The sequence below is a fragment of the Paenibacillus antarcticus genome (genome assembly GCF_001637225.1).
In the GTDB taxonomy this organism is placed as follows: domain Bacteria; phylum Bacillota; class Bacilli; order Paenibacillales; family Paenibacillaceae; genus Paenibacillus_AQ; species Paenibacillus_AQ antarcticus.
The window spans coordinates 1-17364 of the sequence record NZ_LVJI01000036.1 but is presented as its reverse complement, the minus strand read 5'-3'; the positions used below and the strand labels follow the sequence as shown (position 1 = coordinate 17364).

Below are 17364 nucleotides of genomic sequence, written 5' to 3'. Positions count from 1 at the left end.
TTCGCATAACGTTGCGCATTTCTGACGTTCAAGCGGCTTAAGGTGCGTAGCACCGGGTCGTCAGACTTAGCCGGTTGAATGTGTCGCCTAAATAAGCTTCTCCGAAATCCCCCTTGGCGACCAAGGAGCGCCAGCGACGAAGCAGAAATGCATTGTTATATGGATGCCAGCCGCTTCCTGAGTTGCATTCATTCAAACGTCTTTCCCATATAGTATTCATCTATGTACTTTCCATCGATGATCAATGACTTTTTCTTTATTCCTTCAATTTCAAACCCCATTTTCTTATAAAGAGATACTGCAGCTTCATTGTGGACCATTACAGATAATTCAAGTCTCTTTATTCCAGTTCCTATTCTCCAATTTTCTAGAGCATTAAATAGACCTGTGCCAATCCCTTGACCTGTATATTCCTTTAATATACCAACAACTAAATATCCAACATGCTTAATTCTTTTAACTTTTCCGCCATTTACAATGAGATGGCCAACTAATTGATTTTCATGTTCTACGACAAAAATAGTCGAGTCTTCAGACGTGATTTGAGAATGCACAAACTCTCTTTGACGTTCAACTGTCGTGGTTCTTTCCCCTGGTTCATAAAGCATAAACTTTGTTTCATTATCAAGTTTGATACACAAGGACAAGTGATTTTCTGCATCGTCTTCTTTGATTTCCCTTATATTAACTATTAGAATTACCCCTTTTTTTAAAATATTATTTCGGCTGGTTTCATATAACGTTCGTGTATTCACGACGTCCTACCACCTTAAGCCCGAAGGGCGGCCGCGATGCGGTTAGGTGGTAGGATGTGTCCGGCTGATTCCGCTTCCTCGATACTGAAAATCCACCCCCGAATCCACTTCTAACTTCTGCCGGACCAAGGGCCGAATGGCCCGATGCGTGAATATGTTGTTATATGCTGTTCCTACCTTCTTCGAATCTGCTAATTATTCATTGCCTTGTTTAATTGATATCTGTATCCGATTTCGCCTTTAAATTTTCCATCTTCAAAAATAAATTCATTAGCCCTAATAAATCCATTCTTTTCAAGTACTTTGAAAGATCCATTATTCTTTGCAAGACATGCACTTCTAATTGTCTCTAATTTCATGTCTTCAAAAGCATATTTTATTGCTTGCTTCGCAGCTTCTGTTCCTATTCCTCTATTCCAATAAGGTACTGCAATCCAATAATCTAATTCGGCAGATCTGTCATCATTATTGATTGCGTTCAATGACATAATGCCAGCAAATAGATCTTCTTCAAATATTGAAAAGACAAATGATATCCCTTGTTCTCGACGTGAAATTACCATTCTAGCCCAAGATGCTCCCCCACCTTCAGGATAAGGATTGGGAATATTACTTGTTTGAGATATTCTATAATCTGATGCATATTCTTGGACAAATTTAGAATCTTCAAAATCAACTGGGCGGATTTTAACGGCCATAAGTTCACCTCATATTATTGTGTTTTAAGGCACTGCAGGGATTGCATATAACGTTTGTGTATCTACGAACCTGAGAGGCTTAAGGCAGCTTGCTGCCGGGTGGCGTAGCCACTTAGCCTCGCAGGGTTGTCTGTCTGATTCAACTTCCCCGAATTTTCTTCCGCAGACCCAGGGCCGAACGGCCCGCAGCGTAAATACGATGTTATGAGATGTCGGGGGCTTCTTGATTTACTGACAAAATGTCCTTCTATTCAGTTAAATCTTCTTTCTCTATTCATGTCTTGTTAGTATTTCGAACTTAATTATTCGGGCACTTCAATATGTTCTGATACTCTTGATTTTAATATTTCTATTAATTCTTCATCCATAAATTGATAGTCGTCTGGGATATCAAGACAGATTAATCGTTTATTCTTTAGAATGATTGGAAATTTATCTTTGAGCCTTCTCGTATGCTTCTTCTCCATTACAAAAATTAAGTCCGACCAACCAATGTGTCCTTCAGTAACCTTAATTCTCGCTCCTTCTTCCGTCCCTGCCGATCTTACTTCATAGCAATTGTATCCATCAAAAATCTTCTCAGCAGTTAAGCTACGCCATTTATTTCGGCTACAGATAAAAAGTAATTTAATGTCTTGTCACCTATCCCTTTATGATCTTTGGTTATTAATAACGAACTTAAATTATGTTTCCCCCGATTTCTTATAACGTTGCGCATTCCTGACGTTCAAGCGGCTTAAGTGACCAAAGGGAACGGGTCGTCAGACTTAGCCGGGTGAATGTGTCGCCTGATACGCTTCTTTGAGATTCTTCTTAGCGATCAAGGGCGAATGCCCGCAGTAGGAATGTATTGTTAGACGAAGCGTGCCTGAGAAACTTTCACAATTGCATTTCAATCACATTCATAGTTTTGACATCTAATACTTCCCATTTGAAGATTGACTTTTTAACTAATGTAAAAAGTAATGAGCCTACATATATATTCTCGATTTGGTTATCGTTTCTATATTGAAATAGCTCAAATTGCACTAACAATTCTTCTTTATTTCCGTCTTTAGAAATTTTATGTATATTTATTTTAGGTTCACTAAGATTATTTTCATTAGAAAAATTAATCATCTCTTTTATTGAATTCAACTGTTCGTTACTCAACCCTATTCCTTTTATATTTCCCTTGCTGACATTCCCTATTAATGTGTTTACGGTTTTTACCGTTGCATTATTGAAGTAAATATAAAAAGTAAGACCACCTAAGACGAAGATCATAATAACTAAATAGATAAATAATCTCTTTTTCATATTCCCTCCGATGATATAGCTAAATTTTGTTTCATATATATCCTCTAATGTTTCGTCTAACGTTTGGCATTCCTGACGTTCAAGTAGCTTAACTGTCCGAAGGGAACGGGTCGTCAGACTTAGCTGGTTGAATGTATCGCCTGAATAACCTCCTTGAAAATCCCTCTAAGCGATCAAGGGCGAATGCCCGCAGCAGGAATGTGGTGTTACCTGATGTATCTGTCTCCTCTGAATTTACTTTCAAATCCCTTATTTCACTAAGAATGTTCTTACATTTTTGGTGATTTTTTTTAATTATCAAGATTTTGTTTGATGTCTGTTTATTTTATTTAATGATAATTTTTGATGTCATTTGACGTTTCATGATATATTTTGTTGTTTTTTGAGTTCTTAAAATCTCTATTACTTCTTCTCTTCTTCGAAATGCCTCTATGCTGATTTCAAATCTACTCTTCTTTAGATATTTCGCTTCTATTCTTTTGACTTTACCTTTTGTTCATTATTGCTTCCTCATTTTCACTATCATCGATTCTTTAATGCCCTTCATATGTCCCTATCCCAGATATTTCAGGTAACGTTGGTGTATTCGCGACGTCCATTCCCCTTAGATAGCTCTTATCTTAGGGGAATGGATGTATCTGCCCGATACTTCTTCCTCGAAAACGCTCCTGGCAGATCAAGGGACGAATGGCCCGCAGTGCGAATATTTTGTTATATGAAGGATATGCCGTCTCGAACAACTCACAAAATTACTTATTGCCTTCGTTAAAATATGTTATTTCATATCCATCTATTAATCTTCTTAATCCTTCTTTATAGTAAGGCATTAATTGTTCAGCCTTCTCTATATCAATCCAAGCTATTTCAGAAATTTCATTAGGTCTAACTATTTCTTCATTCCCACCGATTACCTCACCTTTAAATGTTATAAATATTACATGTTCTTCTTTTCTCGGAAATTTACATTCATTTACTGCCACTATTCCATGAACTTTAATATCTAGTCCAGTTTCTTCTTTAGCTTCCCTTATTGCTGCTTGGTCCAATGATTCTTCTCTTTCAACAGCACCGCCTGGAAGTGACCATCGGTCACTAGAATCATCTACATTCCTGACCATTAATATTTTGGAATTGGTTGGATCAGTAATTAAGGAGTAAGCTACATCGACTCTGATCATTATTTTTGACTTCCCTTCTGATTTAAATCTGCATATCTTTCATATAACGTTTGGCATTCCTGACGTTCAAGCAGCTTAAGTGACCGTAGGGAACGGGTCGTAAGACTTAGCTGGTTGAATGTGTCGCCTGAATATGCTTCTTCGATCCCCCTCCCGGCGACCGAAGAGCGTACGCGACGATGCAGGAATGTTTTGTTATCCGATGGAACCGACTTCGAAGCCGTTCTTTCCTAATTATTTTTCTTCAACCTCTATAACAACATCCCCATAAAACATAGCATCAACATACACTTTCAATCTCCATATTCCCTTGTTGGGAATTGCAAAACCTGATGGTACTATAGTCTTTTCCGGTGTGTTATCTCCGTTTTCTACATACATATCAATATTACTCAATATCTCAACTTCTTTTTGAGTATTCTTACTGATGCCTATTACTTTCATCTTCTTGCCTTTAAAATTGTTCATATGCTCTTGAAATTCCCAACCATGTTTTGTAACTTCACCTTCAATAAAATTAGTACTTAATAATGAGAATTCTTTTCCATTTGATTTGTATGTATTTCTTATTTCCCAAGTTGTTGATTTATTTACTATATTATTTTCATCACTACTACATCCGACTACGATTAAAGAAAAAAATAATGTGATTGAGACTAATATCAATACCTTCATAATATTCTCCTTTGTTTAATGTAATTTATTCAGGTTCTATATAATATTTATAGGTTCTTTCGGATAACGTTTGGCATTCCTGACGTTCAAGCGGCTTAAGGTGCGTAGCACCGAGTCGTCAGACTTAGCCGGTTGAATGTATCGCCTGATTAAACTTCTTCGAGATTCTCCTTGGCGATCAAGGGCGAATGCCCGCAGTAGGAATGCTTTGTTAACTGAAGTCTCTGACTCCTTGAGTAACAATCAAAGTTATCTTCACCTTTTTAAGGTTCATCTTATCTATTTGTTTTCACACTTGATTGCTTACGTTTCCCAAATAAATATCAAAATCACAAATTTGGTGAAACCCCAACTTTTTACATATTGGTGCGGAAGTGTCTTCAAACGCCTGAATCAGTACCTTTGTCCTGCCTAAAAGCTTAGCGTCATTTAACCGTCTCTTGACAAGAGTCTTATATACTCTATTACCGCGCCATGCTTCACTAACCGCAGAACCACCAAGTAGTACGTACTCTGAAGATATATATGTCATACTAGCAAATCCGATAGGAATGTCACTTTGTTTTGAAAAGGCGAGGTAAATTCGCGTATTCCGAGAACTAATGAATGTAAACTGGATCGCCTCAGGAGACATCCCCATACCAAATGAAGAAGCAAAAATTTGTGAGTATTCAGCCGCTTCTTCAGTACTAACCTGAACAATATCTATTTCTGAATTTATTGAAACCGAAACATTTAAATCATCCAAAACCATACCAATCATACGATTGTAATAAATCAACCCTTTACTCTCCAACTTGAATCGTAAGTTAGTTGGAGTACTCAATGGACCAATAAGCCAACTAAAGGGGTTTCCATTAAAAGACTTAAGCACTTGATCGATTATCTCGTCAATATTCTCATTTGATGCTCTCGTTTGTCCAAGAACATTTACAAATGGAGAAGCGATGTCATCGGAACGAAAGCCAATCACTCCTGGTACTTCAATGCGGTAACTCACCCCATGAACTGCCTGCATAATACCCATTGGTAACTCATCCATGACCTCAATTATATCAGACATACTTTTCCTCCTTATGATGCTTCAAAGATTTCACTCTCATATTCGTTCGCACTATAGCAATCGGAGATTTCAGTTAACGTTCCCGTATTCACGACGTCCGACGAAGTCGGATGTGTCCGGCTGCTTCTGCTTCTCCGAAACCCTTCTGCTGGACCGAGGGCCGAATGGCCCGATGCGCGAATATAATGTTATCGGATGTTCTCGACATCTTGAGCAGCTGAATAATTCTTCGCCTCTAATTCAATTTGTTCCTTCAATTCTCTTTCATCTGGTCTATAATACTCGTCATCATAAGTTATCCTATCAATTCCGTCATCTAAATTAATCCATACAGACAAATCCGCTGGATAGTCAATCTCAATTGTTACTTTAAAAATGTCCCTTGTGACTTCAAAAGGATCCCTTGTCTTATTCACGATCTCTAAGCACAGTTCTCTTATAATCTCTCTTGCACAGTCTTCAAAATCAGGAATCGTAATTCCTAGTTCACTTAAAGACCTGTTGAAATAATCTTGATACTTAAATATATTTTCTGACTCTTCCATTGAAGCTAGCATATATAACGATTTGGATTCTTGGTCATCTTCCATCATTCTACATGCCCACTTCAAGTAATCTAAAGTAGTTGCATTACCTTTATGTATCATATAAAAAACAGCTCTTGTCGCTCTTATGATCATGTTTTTAACCTCTTTCGAGAATTTCCGATAACGTTTGCCATTCCTGACGTTCAAGCGGCTTAAGTGACCGTAGGAAACGGGTCGTCAGACTTAGCTGGTTGAATGTATCGCCTGATTCTACTTCTTCGAATTCCCCCTTGGCGATCAAGGAGCGATAGCGACGATGTAGGAATGTTTTGTTAGACGACGTGCTTTCTTCTTTGAATTACTAAAGCAGATCTGTCCAGAAATCAATATATTTTATTGATTCAAAATCAATGTCTTTGTGCTCTTTATCATTAAATTCTACTTTGAAATACTCTTCGAGATTCTCGCCATAATAGATAATGTCTGTTTGGTAAACAGAGAATATAGGATTATTTATTTCACAAGGTCTTGATAGTATGTAGCGATGAGAATAAATAGGTATAAGCAATGGTAGATCTTTGTATTTATCTATGCAGATCCTAATTGCTTCTCCGAGATCAGATGGCCTTTCTCCCCAATGAGAATACCAAAATGAATTATGCTCGACATCAAAAATTATACCTTCAAGAGGCCATTCTAACCTTTTCTTTATTGAATCGATATTTGCTTCGGAGGTATCCCTCCAATTTATAAAGTTATGACCTTGAGGTAAGCCGCATAAGTAGAATTCCCGTAAGTCAGGTGGAAACAGTATTTTGTAATTGTTTTCTATTTTTGAAATCTCTTCGTCAGTCAAAGGCTCCTCAAATTTAACTTTATGAGCTCGCAATCGTTCGATGACAGTGTTTGGATTCATTTTGACTTCTCCTTAAAAGCATTTCGTCTAACGTTGCGTATTTCTGACGTCCAATCGGCTTAAGGACCATAGGTCCGGGTGGCTCTGCCACTTAGCCGGTTGGATGTGTCGCCAGATTCCACTTCTCAGAAATCCCTCTTGGGGACCAAGGAGCGCCAGCGACGATGCTGAAAAACGGTGTTAGCCGATGCTTCCTCTTCTTCGAGTTACTCACCGAATATGTCTTGATCTTCTTATGCCCTTATCCGATCTTGACCTTAGATGCTTCTGGCTTTGAGGGTTTACCCATATGTTCTTGACCTAGGAAATTTCGGCTAACGTTTTGTATTGACGACGTCCTGGCCCCTTAGAGCCACTGCTTATAGTTGTGAGGCTTGCCGAACACCTAATGCAGTGACGTCCCGATGGGCTTAGGGGGCTGGATGTGGTCACTCGCTTCTCAGAGTGATCCCGAGCGTCAATATGTTGTTAGCCAAAGGAAGTTCTGGAAGCAGCCATTGTATTTAAGGCATTCTCAAAATAGCTATATACTTCATCTGCAATTCCCAGAAACTCTTCAACAAGTACATGACTATCCAAGTAACAAGCATACAGATAATCAACTAAAGCGGAGTCAATCTCGCAATAGTCTAATATGGCATTCTTCATCTTAATAATGTCATCTTGCCATACACCTGTATCTACTAAAACCAAAGAGTATAATGCACGAATTAATCTCTTAGAATAACCTTTAATATATCTAGTTTTCATTGTGTTATCACTAGCATTAGAAAGTAAACTATGTATACGATCTACTTCCTGCTTGGTCTCTGTATTTAAGTCTAAAATGAACTCTGGAGAAGTAATTATCGGTGGCACTTTTTCACCAACGTCATGACCATGTATGCAAACACAAATTATCTTAATCCAAAAACCCCACTCATTCGGTTTACTTAATACATCGTCAATCGAGCAAATTATCGTATCAATCTTAGTTACTACTGGATATTCTTCCAAAAGCTTGTCTTTAATATTTGACAATCTTTCGTAATCAATATCTTTGGGATTTACACATACAATAGTAAAGTCTGCATCTGACTTAAAAGGTTTAGCAGTTCCTTTTGGAATCGAGCCACACATATAAATGCTATGAATCTTACCTTTAAATTCGGTAAGTATATTATCTATATACTTATCAACAAAATCCTTATATTCACTTTGTATTACAATTCTATTTATAACTTTTTCTAATATCATATAGACTCCTCCTAAACATGTAAGAACTTCTTTCGGCTAACGTTCTTGAATTCTCGACGTCCGACGGAGTAGGATGTGTCCGGCTGAATCTGCTACCTGGCTTCTCAACTTCGGACCTTCATATGCCCTTATCCGATCTTGACCTTAGATGCTTCTGGCTTTGAGGGTTTACCCATATGTTCTTGACCTAGGAAGTTTCGGCTAACGTTTGGCATTCCTGACGTTCAAGCAGCTTAAGTGACCGAAGGGAACGGGTCGTCAGACTTAGCTGGTTGAATGTATCGCCTGAATATACTTCTTGGAAATCCTTCTAGGTGATCAAGGGCGAATGCCCGCAGTAGGAATGCAGTGTTAGACGATGCGGCCTTGAATAACCCTACGAAATGCTATCTTCTATTGCTTTGTACTAAATGCTTGAACATACTTCTTTACATCATCCCTGAATCTTTCAATATAATTATCTTCTGTAAAATCTTTTATTACTTTTCTCCAGAACGATATTGCAGGAGTATTATTCTCCATCTGAGCAATTTTCCAATTCGCTTCATATAATTCAAATGCCTTGATAGCAGCGGCGTAACCAATACCATTTCTTCTGAATTTCTTAATAATCATAAAATCATAGATCACATGTGTCGGATCTGGATCGGTATCTAAATTCTCAAGAAGCACAATTACGAATCCTGCTAAGCTTCCAGAAACCTCTATTAAATATGGCTTCCATCTATGGTCACCTTCCCAAAAGAAATCAATGTTCACTTCATACCTTCCATCTTTATTAATATCTTGGTTTGTAAATTCGCTGAAATCATAATGATACAGTTGATACAGATTCGATAAAGTACTCTTTTCTTCTGGTTTTACTGGAACAAGTTTAATTTCCATAATGTCTCCTATAATATCTTTTATATTTTTTGCTTCTAGCGGTTTCGTCTAACGTTTGGCATTCCTGACGTTCAAGCAGCTTAAGGACCGTAGGTCCGGGTCGTCAGACTTAGCTGGTTGAATGTGTCGCCTGATTCCACTTCTCTGATATCCCTCTTGGCGATCGAGGAGCGAACGTGACGATGCAGGAATGTTTTGTTAGGTGATGTCCCCTGATTCCTGAATTACTATCAGATTCCTACTTTTTTAATACATCTCTTAATTGATTTGCATATTTCATTGGAATTTCGTATCCCTGACCTGAATTCGATTGATCTACTAATAATCCATTCATCAATCTATCTGTTCCTAGGGACAAATGATAATTCTTTGTTGTATTGTTAGAGTTGCTAATTGTCATATTGTATTCTGCAACGTAATTTAAGATCCCTTGCATTTTTATTGCCTTATTAATTGCTTCTTCAAATATCTTAATAGATTGTGCATCATCCAAATATTTACTCTCGCATAATTCATCATTAGTAGTTTTAGGGCATTCAAGTCCTATAGAGGTAATCGAAACATTTGAATCTGTATTATTGTTACATCCTGTAATAATAACTAAGAGCAGCAATATGGCTACTAAATGTCTTGTATTAATATTTATCACCCTTCCTATTATTCTTTCAGGGGATTTCACCTAACGTTGTTGTTTTCACGAATCCGAGAGGCTTAAGGTCACAAGGTGACCGGGTCGAAGACTTAGCCTCGCAGGAGTTGGTCGCCTGATTCCGCATCCTAGCTTCTCACCTTCTGGCGATCCAAGGGCCGTATGGCCCGCAGCGTGAATACATTGTTAGCTGATGGAACCGACATCTTCGATATACTAATCAACTCTCTGTAATATGCTTTATCAATCTTTCAACATCCTTATTTTCTGCGCTTCTATTCAATGCCTTAGAGAATAATTCATACGCCTTTGGGTCATTTGTTTTAAGCCATTGTAGTGACTTCTTCGGGCCTAAATACCATTGATTTAATATTTTGAAGTAAATTTCTAAACTATCATTTAGCAACCAATGATATCTAAAATCCCCTTCGATATCTCCCTTTAATGAGCGGTTTTGCATCTTGATAAGCCATGTCTTCAAAAATGCAATTTCAAGTAAATCAGTTTTTGTTGGTCCTTTATTGTATATTTCATCAATTCTTTCGAGTAGAAGCTTTCCTGAATTTCTTTGATCCATTAAGAGATTTCCATTTCTAATGTGTAAGAATTTCTCTGGATCGTTCATTTCATTTGTATTATAAATCCATGCATCTAATTGAACATTGTTCAATATATGATTATCATTTTGATTACTAACTTCATCTGTAAAACAGATTACGTCTAAATCACTTTCATCTGTAAAGTCTCCTGTAACATAGGATCCATATAAAATAATTGAATGACACTTATATTTATTTATTAAATAATTTGTAACATATATTATGAACATATCCTCCATATACTGGTCACCTTCTTTTAGGTTTCGGTTCTTTCAGCTAACGTTTGGCATTCCTGACGTTCAAGCGGCTTAAGTGACCGTAGGGAACGGGTCGTTAGACTTAGCTGGTTGAATGTGTCGCCTGAATCTGCTTCTTAGAAATCCACCTTCGCGACTAAGGAGCGTCAGCGACGATGCAGGAATGTTATGTTAGAGGATGTTGAGGCCCTCTATGAATATACTGAAGATAATTTAAGATTGTTTATGAGGTAGATTGAATTTTTGTATTTCTAATGGTCCTGGCATAAATCCGAGCTTGTAATAAACTGATTCAGCGGCATTTCCTTGTAAAACATATAATCTTAATACAGGATAATGGCCTTTCAATCTATTTAAAGCTTTTTTTAACATCTTGGTCGCAATACCTTTTCCATTAAAGCCTGGCAGAACTGCTATATTAAATATAGCTGGAAAATCACCTTCAAGAGAAATTAAGCAAGCACCAACTAGCTTATTCGTTTCTTTATCATAAACTAATGATGAAGCATCTGTTAAAATATCATTCGTCTGATACGGGAAAGAACTTATCCAAGAAATATAAAAATCCAGTGATTCTTGCTCTCTCCTAACTGCACTAATCCCTCCAATATAACTTTCATAGAAGAATTGCCCCAATTCATTGTTATTCTTTAATACTTTATCGTTATTCTCTGCTTGAATTTGCGGTTCACTAACGATAAAACTATCATCCCATTCAAATGCAAATACTTCTGTAGGACGCTGCATCCAACGACATCTAAATTCATCCGGCCAAAATCCAGCTCTTGCAAACAAATCTACTTGATTTTGCAATATTTCATAAACATGAATAGGCTTTAAAGGATCTGACCACTTAATTAAGGCACCTTTCAGTAAATCCAATACTCGTCCCTCATCATTAAACGGTGGAATAAAGAATAGAAAATATAATATATTGGGAGCTATGACCACGCCACCGACCTTATTGTCTCCTTTATATATCCAAAAGGGTTCTCTTTGCAGATGAAAGTCATAAACATCCTCTTTAAAAAAACCATTATATTCTGAACTATAGTAAACAGAACAGAAAATTCCCCACTCCGTCTTATCTGCTTTCTGTAAATAAATCTCATCGCTTAGATTGTATGTATCCTGTTCGCCTGACCATTGAATTAGCTCCATATGATTAACTCCCCTTTATATACGTTTTTAATGATATGACTCAATTTCCTCTAACGTTTGTGCATTCCTGACTTTCAAGCAGCTTAAGTGACCATAGGGAACGGGTCGTCAGACTTAGCTGGTTGAATGTATCGCCTGAATATTCTCCTTGAAAATCCTTCTACGCGATCAAGGGCGAATGCCCGCAGTAGGAATGTGGTGTTATCGGATGTATCTGACTCCTGTGAATTCACTTTCAAATTCCTTACATCATTTAATGTTATTTGACGTCTTTCATTTCTCTCATGTACTTATTGTTCTTGATGTCTCTCATATCTTTGATGTCTCTTGGCTTTGATTTATTTTTCTTTATGTATTTCAACCTCTTCTTCGAAATGCCTCTATGCTGATTTAAAACCTGATTCTCTTTAGATTTTCCGCTTTAATCTAGTGCCTTTACCTTTTGATTATTACTTCTTCCTGAATTTCACTACCATTAATTCTTTAGTGCCCTTTATATGTCCCTATTCCAGATATTTCCGATAACGTTGCGCATTTCTGACGTCCGAACGGCTTAAGGACGGTAGGTCCGGGTGGCTTTGCCACTTAGCTGGTTGGATGTGTCGCCTGAATATTCTTCTTGGAAATCCCTCTTAGCGATCAAGGGCGAATGCCCGCAGTAGGAATGCTGTGTTATCGGATTTACCTGTCATCAACGAACTACTCTATATTTACTTCCTTTTTAACTTTCTCAAGAATGTATCCCACGACTCTAATTTTATTGAAGGAGTAAATGAAACCTCATACTCGTGTCGTTTCCTACTCTCTTTGAGATCATCCACAGTTCTCCCAGCTATTAAAACAGTATATATACTTATTTTTTTATTTGGATCTACTTCTAGATGCCCTTCGGGACCCATAAAAGAATTATAAAGAGTATGACCAGACTCGACTTTGCTTCTAACTTTGTGAACTTCTTTTCTAAAGCCTTCGTAATCATCATAAATATCTCCTAAGCGTCTTCTAAGTTGTCCTGCCGCTTCCTCAATTTTTCTTGAAAAGCTTTCATAACCTCCTTGGTTGACAAGGTTAAAATTAGCACCTTTAACTTCAATTAAATAAACATCCATCCGTGATCTCCCTGTAAATAAAACAAAATCTACAAACCCATCTGAAACAGGGAATTCCGAAAAACAAATATATTCTTCTTTTGGGTTAGCATACACCTCCCCAAAAACAGACAAGTCAGTTTTCAGTAGTTTAAGAATATCTAGCTCCTTGGTTCCTTTTTGAATTAAATTAAATATACTCTCCTTATTGATCATACGTGATTCAATATCTAATCTACGTTTAATAACTTCTGGACTTTCTCTATAAAGAAAGTCATCTTGTGGATTCATTTCATATTTAATTTTTTCTATTTCACTAACAAGTCTTGTTACAGTTAAGGTCATTTCACATATTTCATTTTGATCACATTCTAGTATTTTTATCAGTTTATCAAGTTGGATAGAACTCCAATCAGGATGGCCGTTCTGGTCAAACGTAACAAGATCAAATTCATGTCTATTAATATCATCATTCTCATAATGTTCAACTATAATTGATCCTTTAGGAATAAGACCTTTATCAATTAAAGAACTGTATATATATTCTATTGAATTTGTCACTGAAAATGAGGGATTTTCAGTTCCTAGATCAGTAAGTATGACAATTGCTTCACCCTTACTGTTTATAAAAATTCTTGTTCTACAAATAGCATCATTCCTATAATTAATAGGATATCGAAATATAAAATCTGAAACTTTCAATACTGTCACCATCCATAGTAATATATTTTGTTTTGCAGGTATTTCCGATAACGTTTCTGTGTTCACGACGTCCTTCCCCCTTAGATAGCTCTTATCTTAGGGGGAAGGATGTGTCTGGTTGAATAAGCTTCTCTGCTACTGAATTACTTCATTTGAATCTGCTTCTTTCACTTCCGTCCAGACCAAGGGCGAATGCCCGAAGCTTGAAAACATTGTTATCTGATTCCGATGTCTTCTTGAGAAACTTTCAATAATCTTATTTAGTTCGTTGAACTTCTTTAATTATTGGTTCTGAAACTGATACGACATCCACGACATGGTTGAGACATGCGATGCCAAAATGCTTAAATGGTCCTGGGTAATCCTCAGAAGCAAATGTACTTACTTTAATGAAGTCTAAATATCTGGATTTACTGTAAATTCTAAAAATCTTACCTTCAAATTCTTCATAATCATCCCATGAAGTGAAACTTTCATTTCGAATCGAATATCCAACGTAAGTTTCAAAATCAATTTGTAATATTGGTAATGTTTCATCTATGTCAATTGAATACGTATCTTGAAATTCAATTTCACCAATAGTTATCGTTTGAGGAGTTTCACTAGTTACACTTGGACTGAAGAGTAATCTAAGAGCGTTCTCCTCGGGCTCAAAAATCTGCTCGAAGTAAATATCCTTTAAATTAAAAAAATCCGAAAAATTCAATTGAATCACTTCCTTTATTGATCTTTATCGCACTTACATCGGTTTTAGATAACGTTTGGCATTTCTGACGTTCAAGGGGCTTAAGGACCGTAGGTCCGGGTCGTCAGACTTAGCCGGTTGAATGTGTCGCCTGAATAAGCATCTTCGATATAACTCTTGGCGACCAAGGAGCGTAAGCGACGAAGTAGAAATGCTTTGTTATATGAAGTCTGTGACTCCTTTGAATTACTTTCAATATTCATTCATGTATTCAACAATGTCTTCTATATCATTTGATCTTAATAACACTTCTTGTGACCTTTGCTTACTTAATATATAAGTTTTTAAGTCTCCCTTCTCATCACGATATTCTCCATCCCAGAACCCATAAGTAACACTATTAACTTTAGTTTTTTGAATCTCCTCTCTAGTTAATTGTCCGGATCCGTTTACTAGGAGCGTTATTTTTTATTTCCCTTATAATTTTCTATACCTGTAGTACTATAAAAAAATACAAAAAAACAGACAACTGTTATAAAGAACACTACCCGACCCTTTTTTTGTTGGTCCTTCATGTCTTCACTCCTTTAAATCTTCTTTAACAGATTTCATATAACGTACCCACATTTCTGACGTTCGAGCGGCTTAAGGTGCGTAGCACCGGGTCGTCAGACTTAGCCGGTCGAATGTGTCGCCTGAATCTACTTCTCCGATATCCCTCTTGGCGACCTAGGAGCGCCAGCGACGAAGCAAAAATGTAATGTTATATGATGGGGATGCCTTCTTTGAGTATACTTAAATAGCGCTCTTTAATATTATTATTTAACTTTTTTTCATTTTCTGTTTGGATACATGTTTTTAAGTGTGTTATTATATATTTAATAAAGACCAAGTGCTGATACACTTGGTCAGTACAATTGGCTTGGATGGTATATTCCCTTCTAAGTCCTTCAGGAACGAAAACCCACCTTAGGCTCTTAATCTATGGGTGGGTTTTTACTTTCTCTTGTTGTTATTATTAATGTATGTTAAAAGAGCAAGGATAAACATCCCAAATAGGAACATAATCGTTATTGCATCTTTTACTTCCATGGCTTCACCTCCCTTCGAAGGAAAACCATGCCCACCCAAGATTCAATTGTATCTATAGTTTACCTTTATTTCCAATTGCGTACAAGTGTTCTTATATGATTTTAATTTATGTGTTTTATGATCTTATTACACGGTTTTTAGTCTGCATCCCTTTCATATAACGTTGCGTATTTCTGACGTCCAAGCGGCTTAAGGACCGGAGGTCCGGGTGGCTTCGCCACTTAGCTGGTTGGATGTGTCGCCTGATTCCACTTCTCCGAAATTCCTCTTGGCGACCAAGGAGCGTCAGCGACGATGCTGAAAAACATTGTTATGTGATGCTTCGGACATCATTGAAATACCCCCGAATTCCTATTTCGTTATTCGTCGAATCATTCCCAGCCTTCAAGTTCTGAAAGTAATACACCTTTCTTAGATAGCATCAGACTATTATTACTTATAAAACCTTCAAGGCTTTGGACTTGATTTGTAATAAATGAAAACTCAAATACCTTTGTAAAATATCCATTTAAAGTAAAATACACTTTACTTTCTTCTGGAGTAAATATCATTGATAATTGCGTTGGATAATCCCCACTTTGCTGAACAGTTTCCTTAAGTAAATTAAAGCCCGTGGCAATATTAAATATTTCTTTGCCATTTGTAATTGATTCATATGCCTTTATATATCTATCATTCCCAGGTCCTTTTACATTCCTATAATCATTGTCGATATTATCAGATAAGGGAAAGTTAGTTAGCACCATAAAATCCCTATTGGATGAGTTAATATTGAGGTTATTTCTTCCAGGCTCAACGATATAAGTCTCCCGATTCTTACCGGCTATCATACTGTGGACACTATGATTAGGAACATTCACAATTGCGTTATTGTCTAAATAATCTTTTAATCCGGACAACTTAATCCGTCCTGAAAGAAGTTCATCAAACAACATCATAATATGTACGCAATTCTTTCCTCGTCTATAATTGACTTCTTCAATTGGATCAACCATTAATAAGTTCATGAATGTTCCGCTACTATTTAATCCAAATGCTGGATAAAATTGTCCGCCATCATTCTGAAGAACCAGAAGTTGATCTTCACCTAATAAAATAATTTTGATTGGCCTTCGTGAAATATCAAAGTTCATACCAATAAAAGTCTTGTCTAAATGAACAGCGAAACTCGTACACATTGAGGTAATCTCCTTTATTGATTTTATCTTTTTCCGTCTTTCCGAAGTTTCACATAACGTTCGCGCATTTCTGACGTCCAATCGGCTTAAGGCACGAAGTGCCGGGTCGTCAGACTTGCCGATTGGATGTGTCGTCTGAATCTGCTTCTCGATATCCTTCTTGGCGACCGAGGAGCGAATGCGACGAAGCAGAAATGTTATGTTAGCAGATGTAAGTGCCTTCTTCGAGTGTACTTCCAAAATAGGTTTAACTTTATTCAAAATTTCTATAATACTTGCTTCACATCAAGAATTAACATATTGCATTGATGTTCTGTAGAATTTATTTTAATGTCCTATTTTTCTTGAGTTTGTTATTAAGATGTTTTAGTCCAAGAATCACACCGTAGATAATTGCAACGTTTATAACATAATTGAGCAATTGAATACTTACACCTTGAAGAAACCACCTATTCTCGTTTACCTCATAATGATACTGTGTGAAAAACCTTAAGGGAAACCCATATTCTGTTCTATGTGCTCCTGCAGTGGGGACATTTCCTGGGATAAAAAGTATAGCGAGTAAGGCAATCCAGACCGAAATATTTAAAATTAATTTGTGTACTTTCATTTGATTCCCCCCATAACGTTCTTAGAAAACAGATGTTTATTAATATCACTTCTTCCGATCTACTTAGACCCAATATGGCACTTATTTCTGCTAACGTATGCGCATTCCTGA

General features: G+C 36.9%; 22 protein-coding genes. All 22 read right to left on the bottom strand.

The window, feature by feature from the left end:
• Positions 1 to 37: 37 nt before the first annotated feature.
• Positions 38 to 220 carry a hypothetical protein gene (locus PBAT_RS25670; protein ID WP_169810146.1) on the bottom strand — a complete coding sequence of 61 codons (183 nt, stop codon included), beginning with the start codon at positions 218 to 220 and terminating at the stop codon, positions 38 to 40.
• Positions 189 to 692: a GNAT family N-acetyltransferase gene (locus PBAT_RS20305; protein WP_084403280.1), complete on the bottom strand. Its 504-nt coding sequence runs from the start codon at positions 690 to 692 to the stop codon at positions 189 to 191. The genes PBAT_RS25670 and PBAT_RS20305 overlap by 32 nt, the downstream gene beginning before the upstream one ends.
• A 254-nt stretch (positions 693 to 946) precedes the next feature.
• Entirely contained in the window at positions 947 to 1453 is a 507-nt protein-coding gene (locus PBAT_RS20300; RefSeq protein WP_068652350.1) for a GNAT family N-acetyltransferase, read from the bottom strand.
• A gap of 302 nt (positions 1454 to 1755) precedes the next feature.
• Complete coding sequence (locus PBAT_RS24945; RefSeq protein WP_084403279.1) at positions 1756 to 2085, bottom strand: low molecular weight protein tyrosine phosphatase family protein; 330 nt, start codon at positions 2083 to 2085, stop codon at positions 1756 to 1758.
• A gap of 247 nt (positions 2086 to 2332) precedes the next feature.
• Positions 2333 to 2752: a hypothetical protein gene (locus tag PBAT_RS20295; protein WP_068652348.1), complete on the bottom strand. Its 420-nt coding sequence runs from the start codon at positions 2750 to 2752 to the stop codon at positions 2333 to 2335.
• A 749-nt stretch (positions 2753 to 3501) separates the two neighbouring features.
• Complete coding sequence (locus PBAT_RS20290) at positions 3502 to 3930, bottom strand: NUDIX hydrolase (RefSeq protein ID WP_068652346.1); 429 nt, start codon at positions 3928 to 3930, stop codon at positions 3502 to 3504.
• Positions 3931 to 4164: 234 nt separating this feature from the next.
• A complete protein-coding gene (locus PBAT_RS20285) occupies positions 4165 to 4605 on the bottom strand; it encodes a hypothetical protein (RefSeq protein WP_068652344.1) in 441 nt (146 codons plus the stop codon).
• Between the two features lie 289 nt (positions 4606 to 4894).
• Positions 4895 to 5668, bottom strand: coding sequence for a GNAT family N-acetyltransferase (locus PBAT_RS20280; protein WP_068652341.1), 774 nt, complete (start codon positions 5666 to 5668; stop codon positions 4895 to 4897).
• Positions 5669 to 5856: 188 nt separating this feature from the next.
• Positions 5857 to 6348 (bottom strand): hypothetical protein, encoded by a 492-nt coding sequence (locus tag PBAT_RS20275; RefSeq protein ID WP_068652339.1) that lies wholly within the window; start codon positions 6346 to 6348, stop codon positions 5857 to 5859.
• A gap of 4 nt (positions 6349 to 6352) precedes the next feature.
• Complete coding sequence (locus tag PBAT_RS25365; protein WP_157091334.1) at positions 6353 to 6496, bottom strand: hypothetical protein; 144 nt, start codon at positions 6494 to 6496, stop codon at positions 6353 to 6355.
• A gap of 60 nt (positions 6497 to 6556) precedes the next feature.
• Complete coding sequence (locus PBAT_RS20270; protein WP_068652337.1) at positions 6557 to 7111, bottom strand: SMI1/KNR4 family protein; 555 nt, start codon at positions 7109 to 7111, stop codon at positions 6557 to 6559.
• Positions 7112 to 7579: 468 nt separating this feature from the next.
• Positions 7580 to 8347 (bottom strand): nucleotidyltransferase domain-containing protein, encoded by a 768-nt coding sequence (locus PBAT_RS20265; protein WP_068652335.1) that lies wholly within the window; start codon positions 8345 to 8347, stop codon positions 7580 to 7582.
• Positions 8348 to 8740: 393 nt separating this feature from the next.
• A complete protein-coding gene (locus PBAT_RS20260; protein ID WP_068652333.1) occupies positions 8741 to 9232 on the bottom strand; it encodes a GNAT family N-acetyltransferase in 492 nt (163 codons plus the stop codon).
• A 238-nt stretch (positions 9233 to 9470) separates the two neighbouring features.
• Complete coding sequence (locus tag PBAT_RS20255) at positions 9471 to 9881, bottom strand: YhfM domain-containing protein (protein WP_068652331.1); 411 nt, start codon at positions 9879 to 9881, stop codon at positions 9471 to 9473.
• A 220-nt stretch (positions 9882 to 10101) separates the two neighbouring features.
• On the bottom strand, positions 10102 to 10719 hold the full coding sequence (locus tag PBAT_RS20250) for a nucleotidyltransferase domain-containing protein (protein ID WP_068652329.1): 618 nt from the start codon (positions 10717 to 10719) through the stop codon (positions 10102 to 10104).
• Positions 10720 to 10950: 231 nt separating this feature from the next.
• A complete protein-coding gene (locus PBAT_RS20245) occupies positions 10951 to 11898 on the bottom strand; it encodes a GNAT family N-acetyltransferase (RefSeq protein WP_068652328.1) in 948 nt (315 codons plus the stop codon).
• A gap of 710 nt (positions 11899 to 12608) precedes the next feature.
• On the bottom strand, positions 12609 to 13754 hold the full coding sequence (locus PBAT_RS20240) for a Shedu immune nuclease family protein (protein ID WP_084403278.1): 1146 nt from the start codon (positions 13752 to 13754) through the stop codon (positions 12609 to 12611).
• Positions 13755 to 13944: 190 nt separating this feature from the next.
• On the bottom strand, positions 13945 to 14394 hold the full coding sequence (locus tag PBAT_RS20235; RefSeq protein WP_068652326.1) for a hypothetical protein: 450 nt from the start codon (positions 14392 to 14394) through the stop codon (positions 13945 to 13947).
• Positions 14395 to 14474: 80 nt separating this feature from the next.
• On the bottom strand, positions 14475 to 14636 hold the full coding sequence (locus PBAT_RS25360; protein WP_157091333.1) for a hypothetical protein: 162 nt from the start codon (positions 14634 to 14636) through the stop codon (positions 14475 to 14477).
• A gap of 733 nt (positions 14637 to 15369) precedes the next feature.
• On the bottom strand, positions 15370 to 15465 hold the full coding sequence (gene comI, locus PBAT_RS26065) for a competence inhibitor ComI (protein ID WP_018759049.1): 96 nt from the start codon (positions 15463 to 15465) through the stop codon (positions 15370 to 15372).
• Between the two features lie 371 nt (positions 15466 to 15836).
• Positions 15837 to 16643, bottom strand: coding sequence for an Ntn hydrolase family protein (locus PBAT_RS20230; RefSeq protein WP_068652324.1), 807 nt, complete (start codon positions 16641 to 16643; stop codon positions 15837 to 15839).
• A 322-nt stretch (positions 16644 to 16965) separates the two neighbouring features.
• The gene (locus PBAT_RS20225) at positions 16966 to 17253 is read right to left on the bottom strand and encodes a hypothetical protein (RefSeq protein WP_068652322.1); all 288 of its coding nucleotides are present in this window, start codon (positions 17251 to 17253) and stop codon (positions 16966 to 16968) included.
• Positions 17254 to 17364: the final 111 nt, after the last annotated feature.

Bases quoted from the DNA above. Each gene is read 5' to 3' on its own strand.
- PBAT_RS25670 (WP_169810146.1), bottom strand. From the start codon at position 220: ATGAATACTATATGGGAAAGACGTTTGAATGAATGCAACTCAGGAAGC.
- PBAT_RS20300 (WP_068652350.1), bottom strand. From the start codon at position 1,453: ATGGCCGTTAAAATCCGCCCAGTTGATTTTGAAGATTCTAAATTTGTC.
- PBAT_RS20295 (WP_068652348.1), bottom strand. From the start codon at position 2,752: ATGAAAAAGAGATTATTTATCTATTTAGTTATTATGATCTTCGTCTTA.
- PBAT_RS20290 (WP_068652346.1), bottom strand. From the start codon at position 3,930: ATGATCAGAGTCGATGTAGCTTACTCCTTAATTACTGATCCAACCAAT.
- PBAT_RS20285 (WP_068652344.1), bottom strand. From the start codon at position 4,605: ATGAAGGTATTGATATTAGTCTCAATCACATTATTTTTTTCTTTAATC.
- PBAT_RS20280 (WP_068652341.1), bottom strand. From the start codon at position 5,668: ATGTCTGATATAATTGAGGTCATGGATGAGTTACCAATGGGTATTATG.
- PBAT_RS20275 (WP_068652339.1), bottom strand. From the start codon at position 6,348: ATGATCATAAGAGCGACAAGAGCTGTTTTTTATATGATACATAAAGGT.
- PBAT_RS20270 (WP_068652337.1), bottom strand. From the start codon at position 7,111: ATGAATCCAAACACTGTCATCGAACGATTGCGAGCTCATAAAGTTAAA.
- PBAT_RS20265 (WP_068652335.1), bottom strand. From the start codon at position 8,347: ATGATATTAGAAAAAGTTATAAATAGAATTGTAATACAAAGTGAATAT.
- PBAT_RS20260 (WP_068652333.1), bottom strand. From the start codon at position 9,232: ATGGAAATTAAACTTGTTCCAGTAAAACCAGAAGAAAAGAGTACTTTA.
- PBAT_RS20250 (WP_068652329.1), bottom strand. From the start codon at position 10,719: ATGGAGGATATGTTCATAATATATGTTACAAATTATTTAATAAATAAA.
- PBAT_RS20245 (WP_068652328.1), bottom strand. From the start codon at position 11,898: ATGGAGCTAATTCAATGGTCAGGCGAACAGGATACATACAATCTAAGC.
- PBAT_RS25360 (WP_157091333.1), bottom strand. From the start codon at position 14,636: ATGAATATTGAAAGTAATTCAAAGGAGTCACAGACTTCATATAACAAA.
- comI (WP_018759049.1), bottom strand. From the start codon at position 15,465: ATGGAAGTAAAAGATGCAATAACGATTATGTTCCTATTTGGGATGTTT.
- PBAT_RS20230 (WP_068652324.1), bottom strand. From the start codon at position 16,643: ATGTGTACGAGTTTCGCTGTTCATTTAGACAAGACTTTTATTGGTATG.
- PBAT_RS20225 (WP_068652322.1), bottom strand. From the start codon at position 17,253: ATGAAAGTACACAAATTAATTTTAAATATTTCGGTCTGGATTGCCTTA.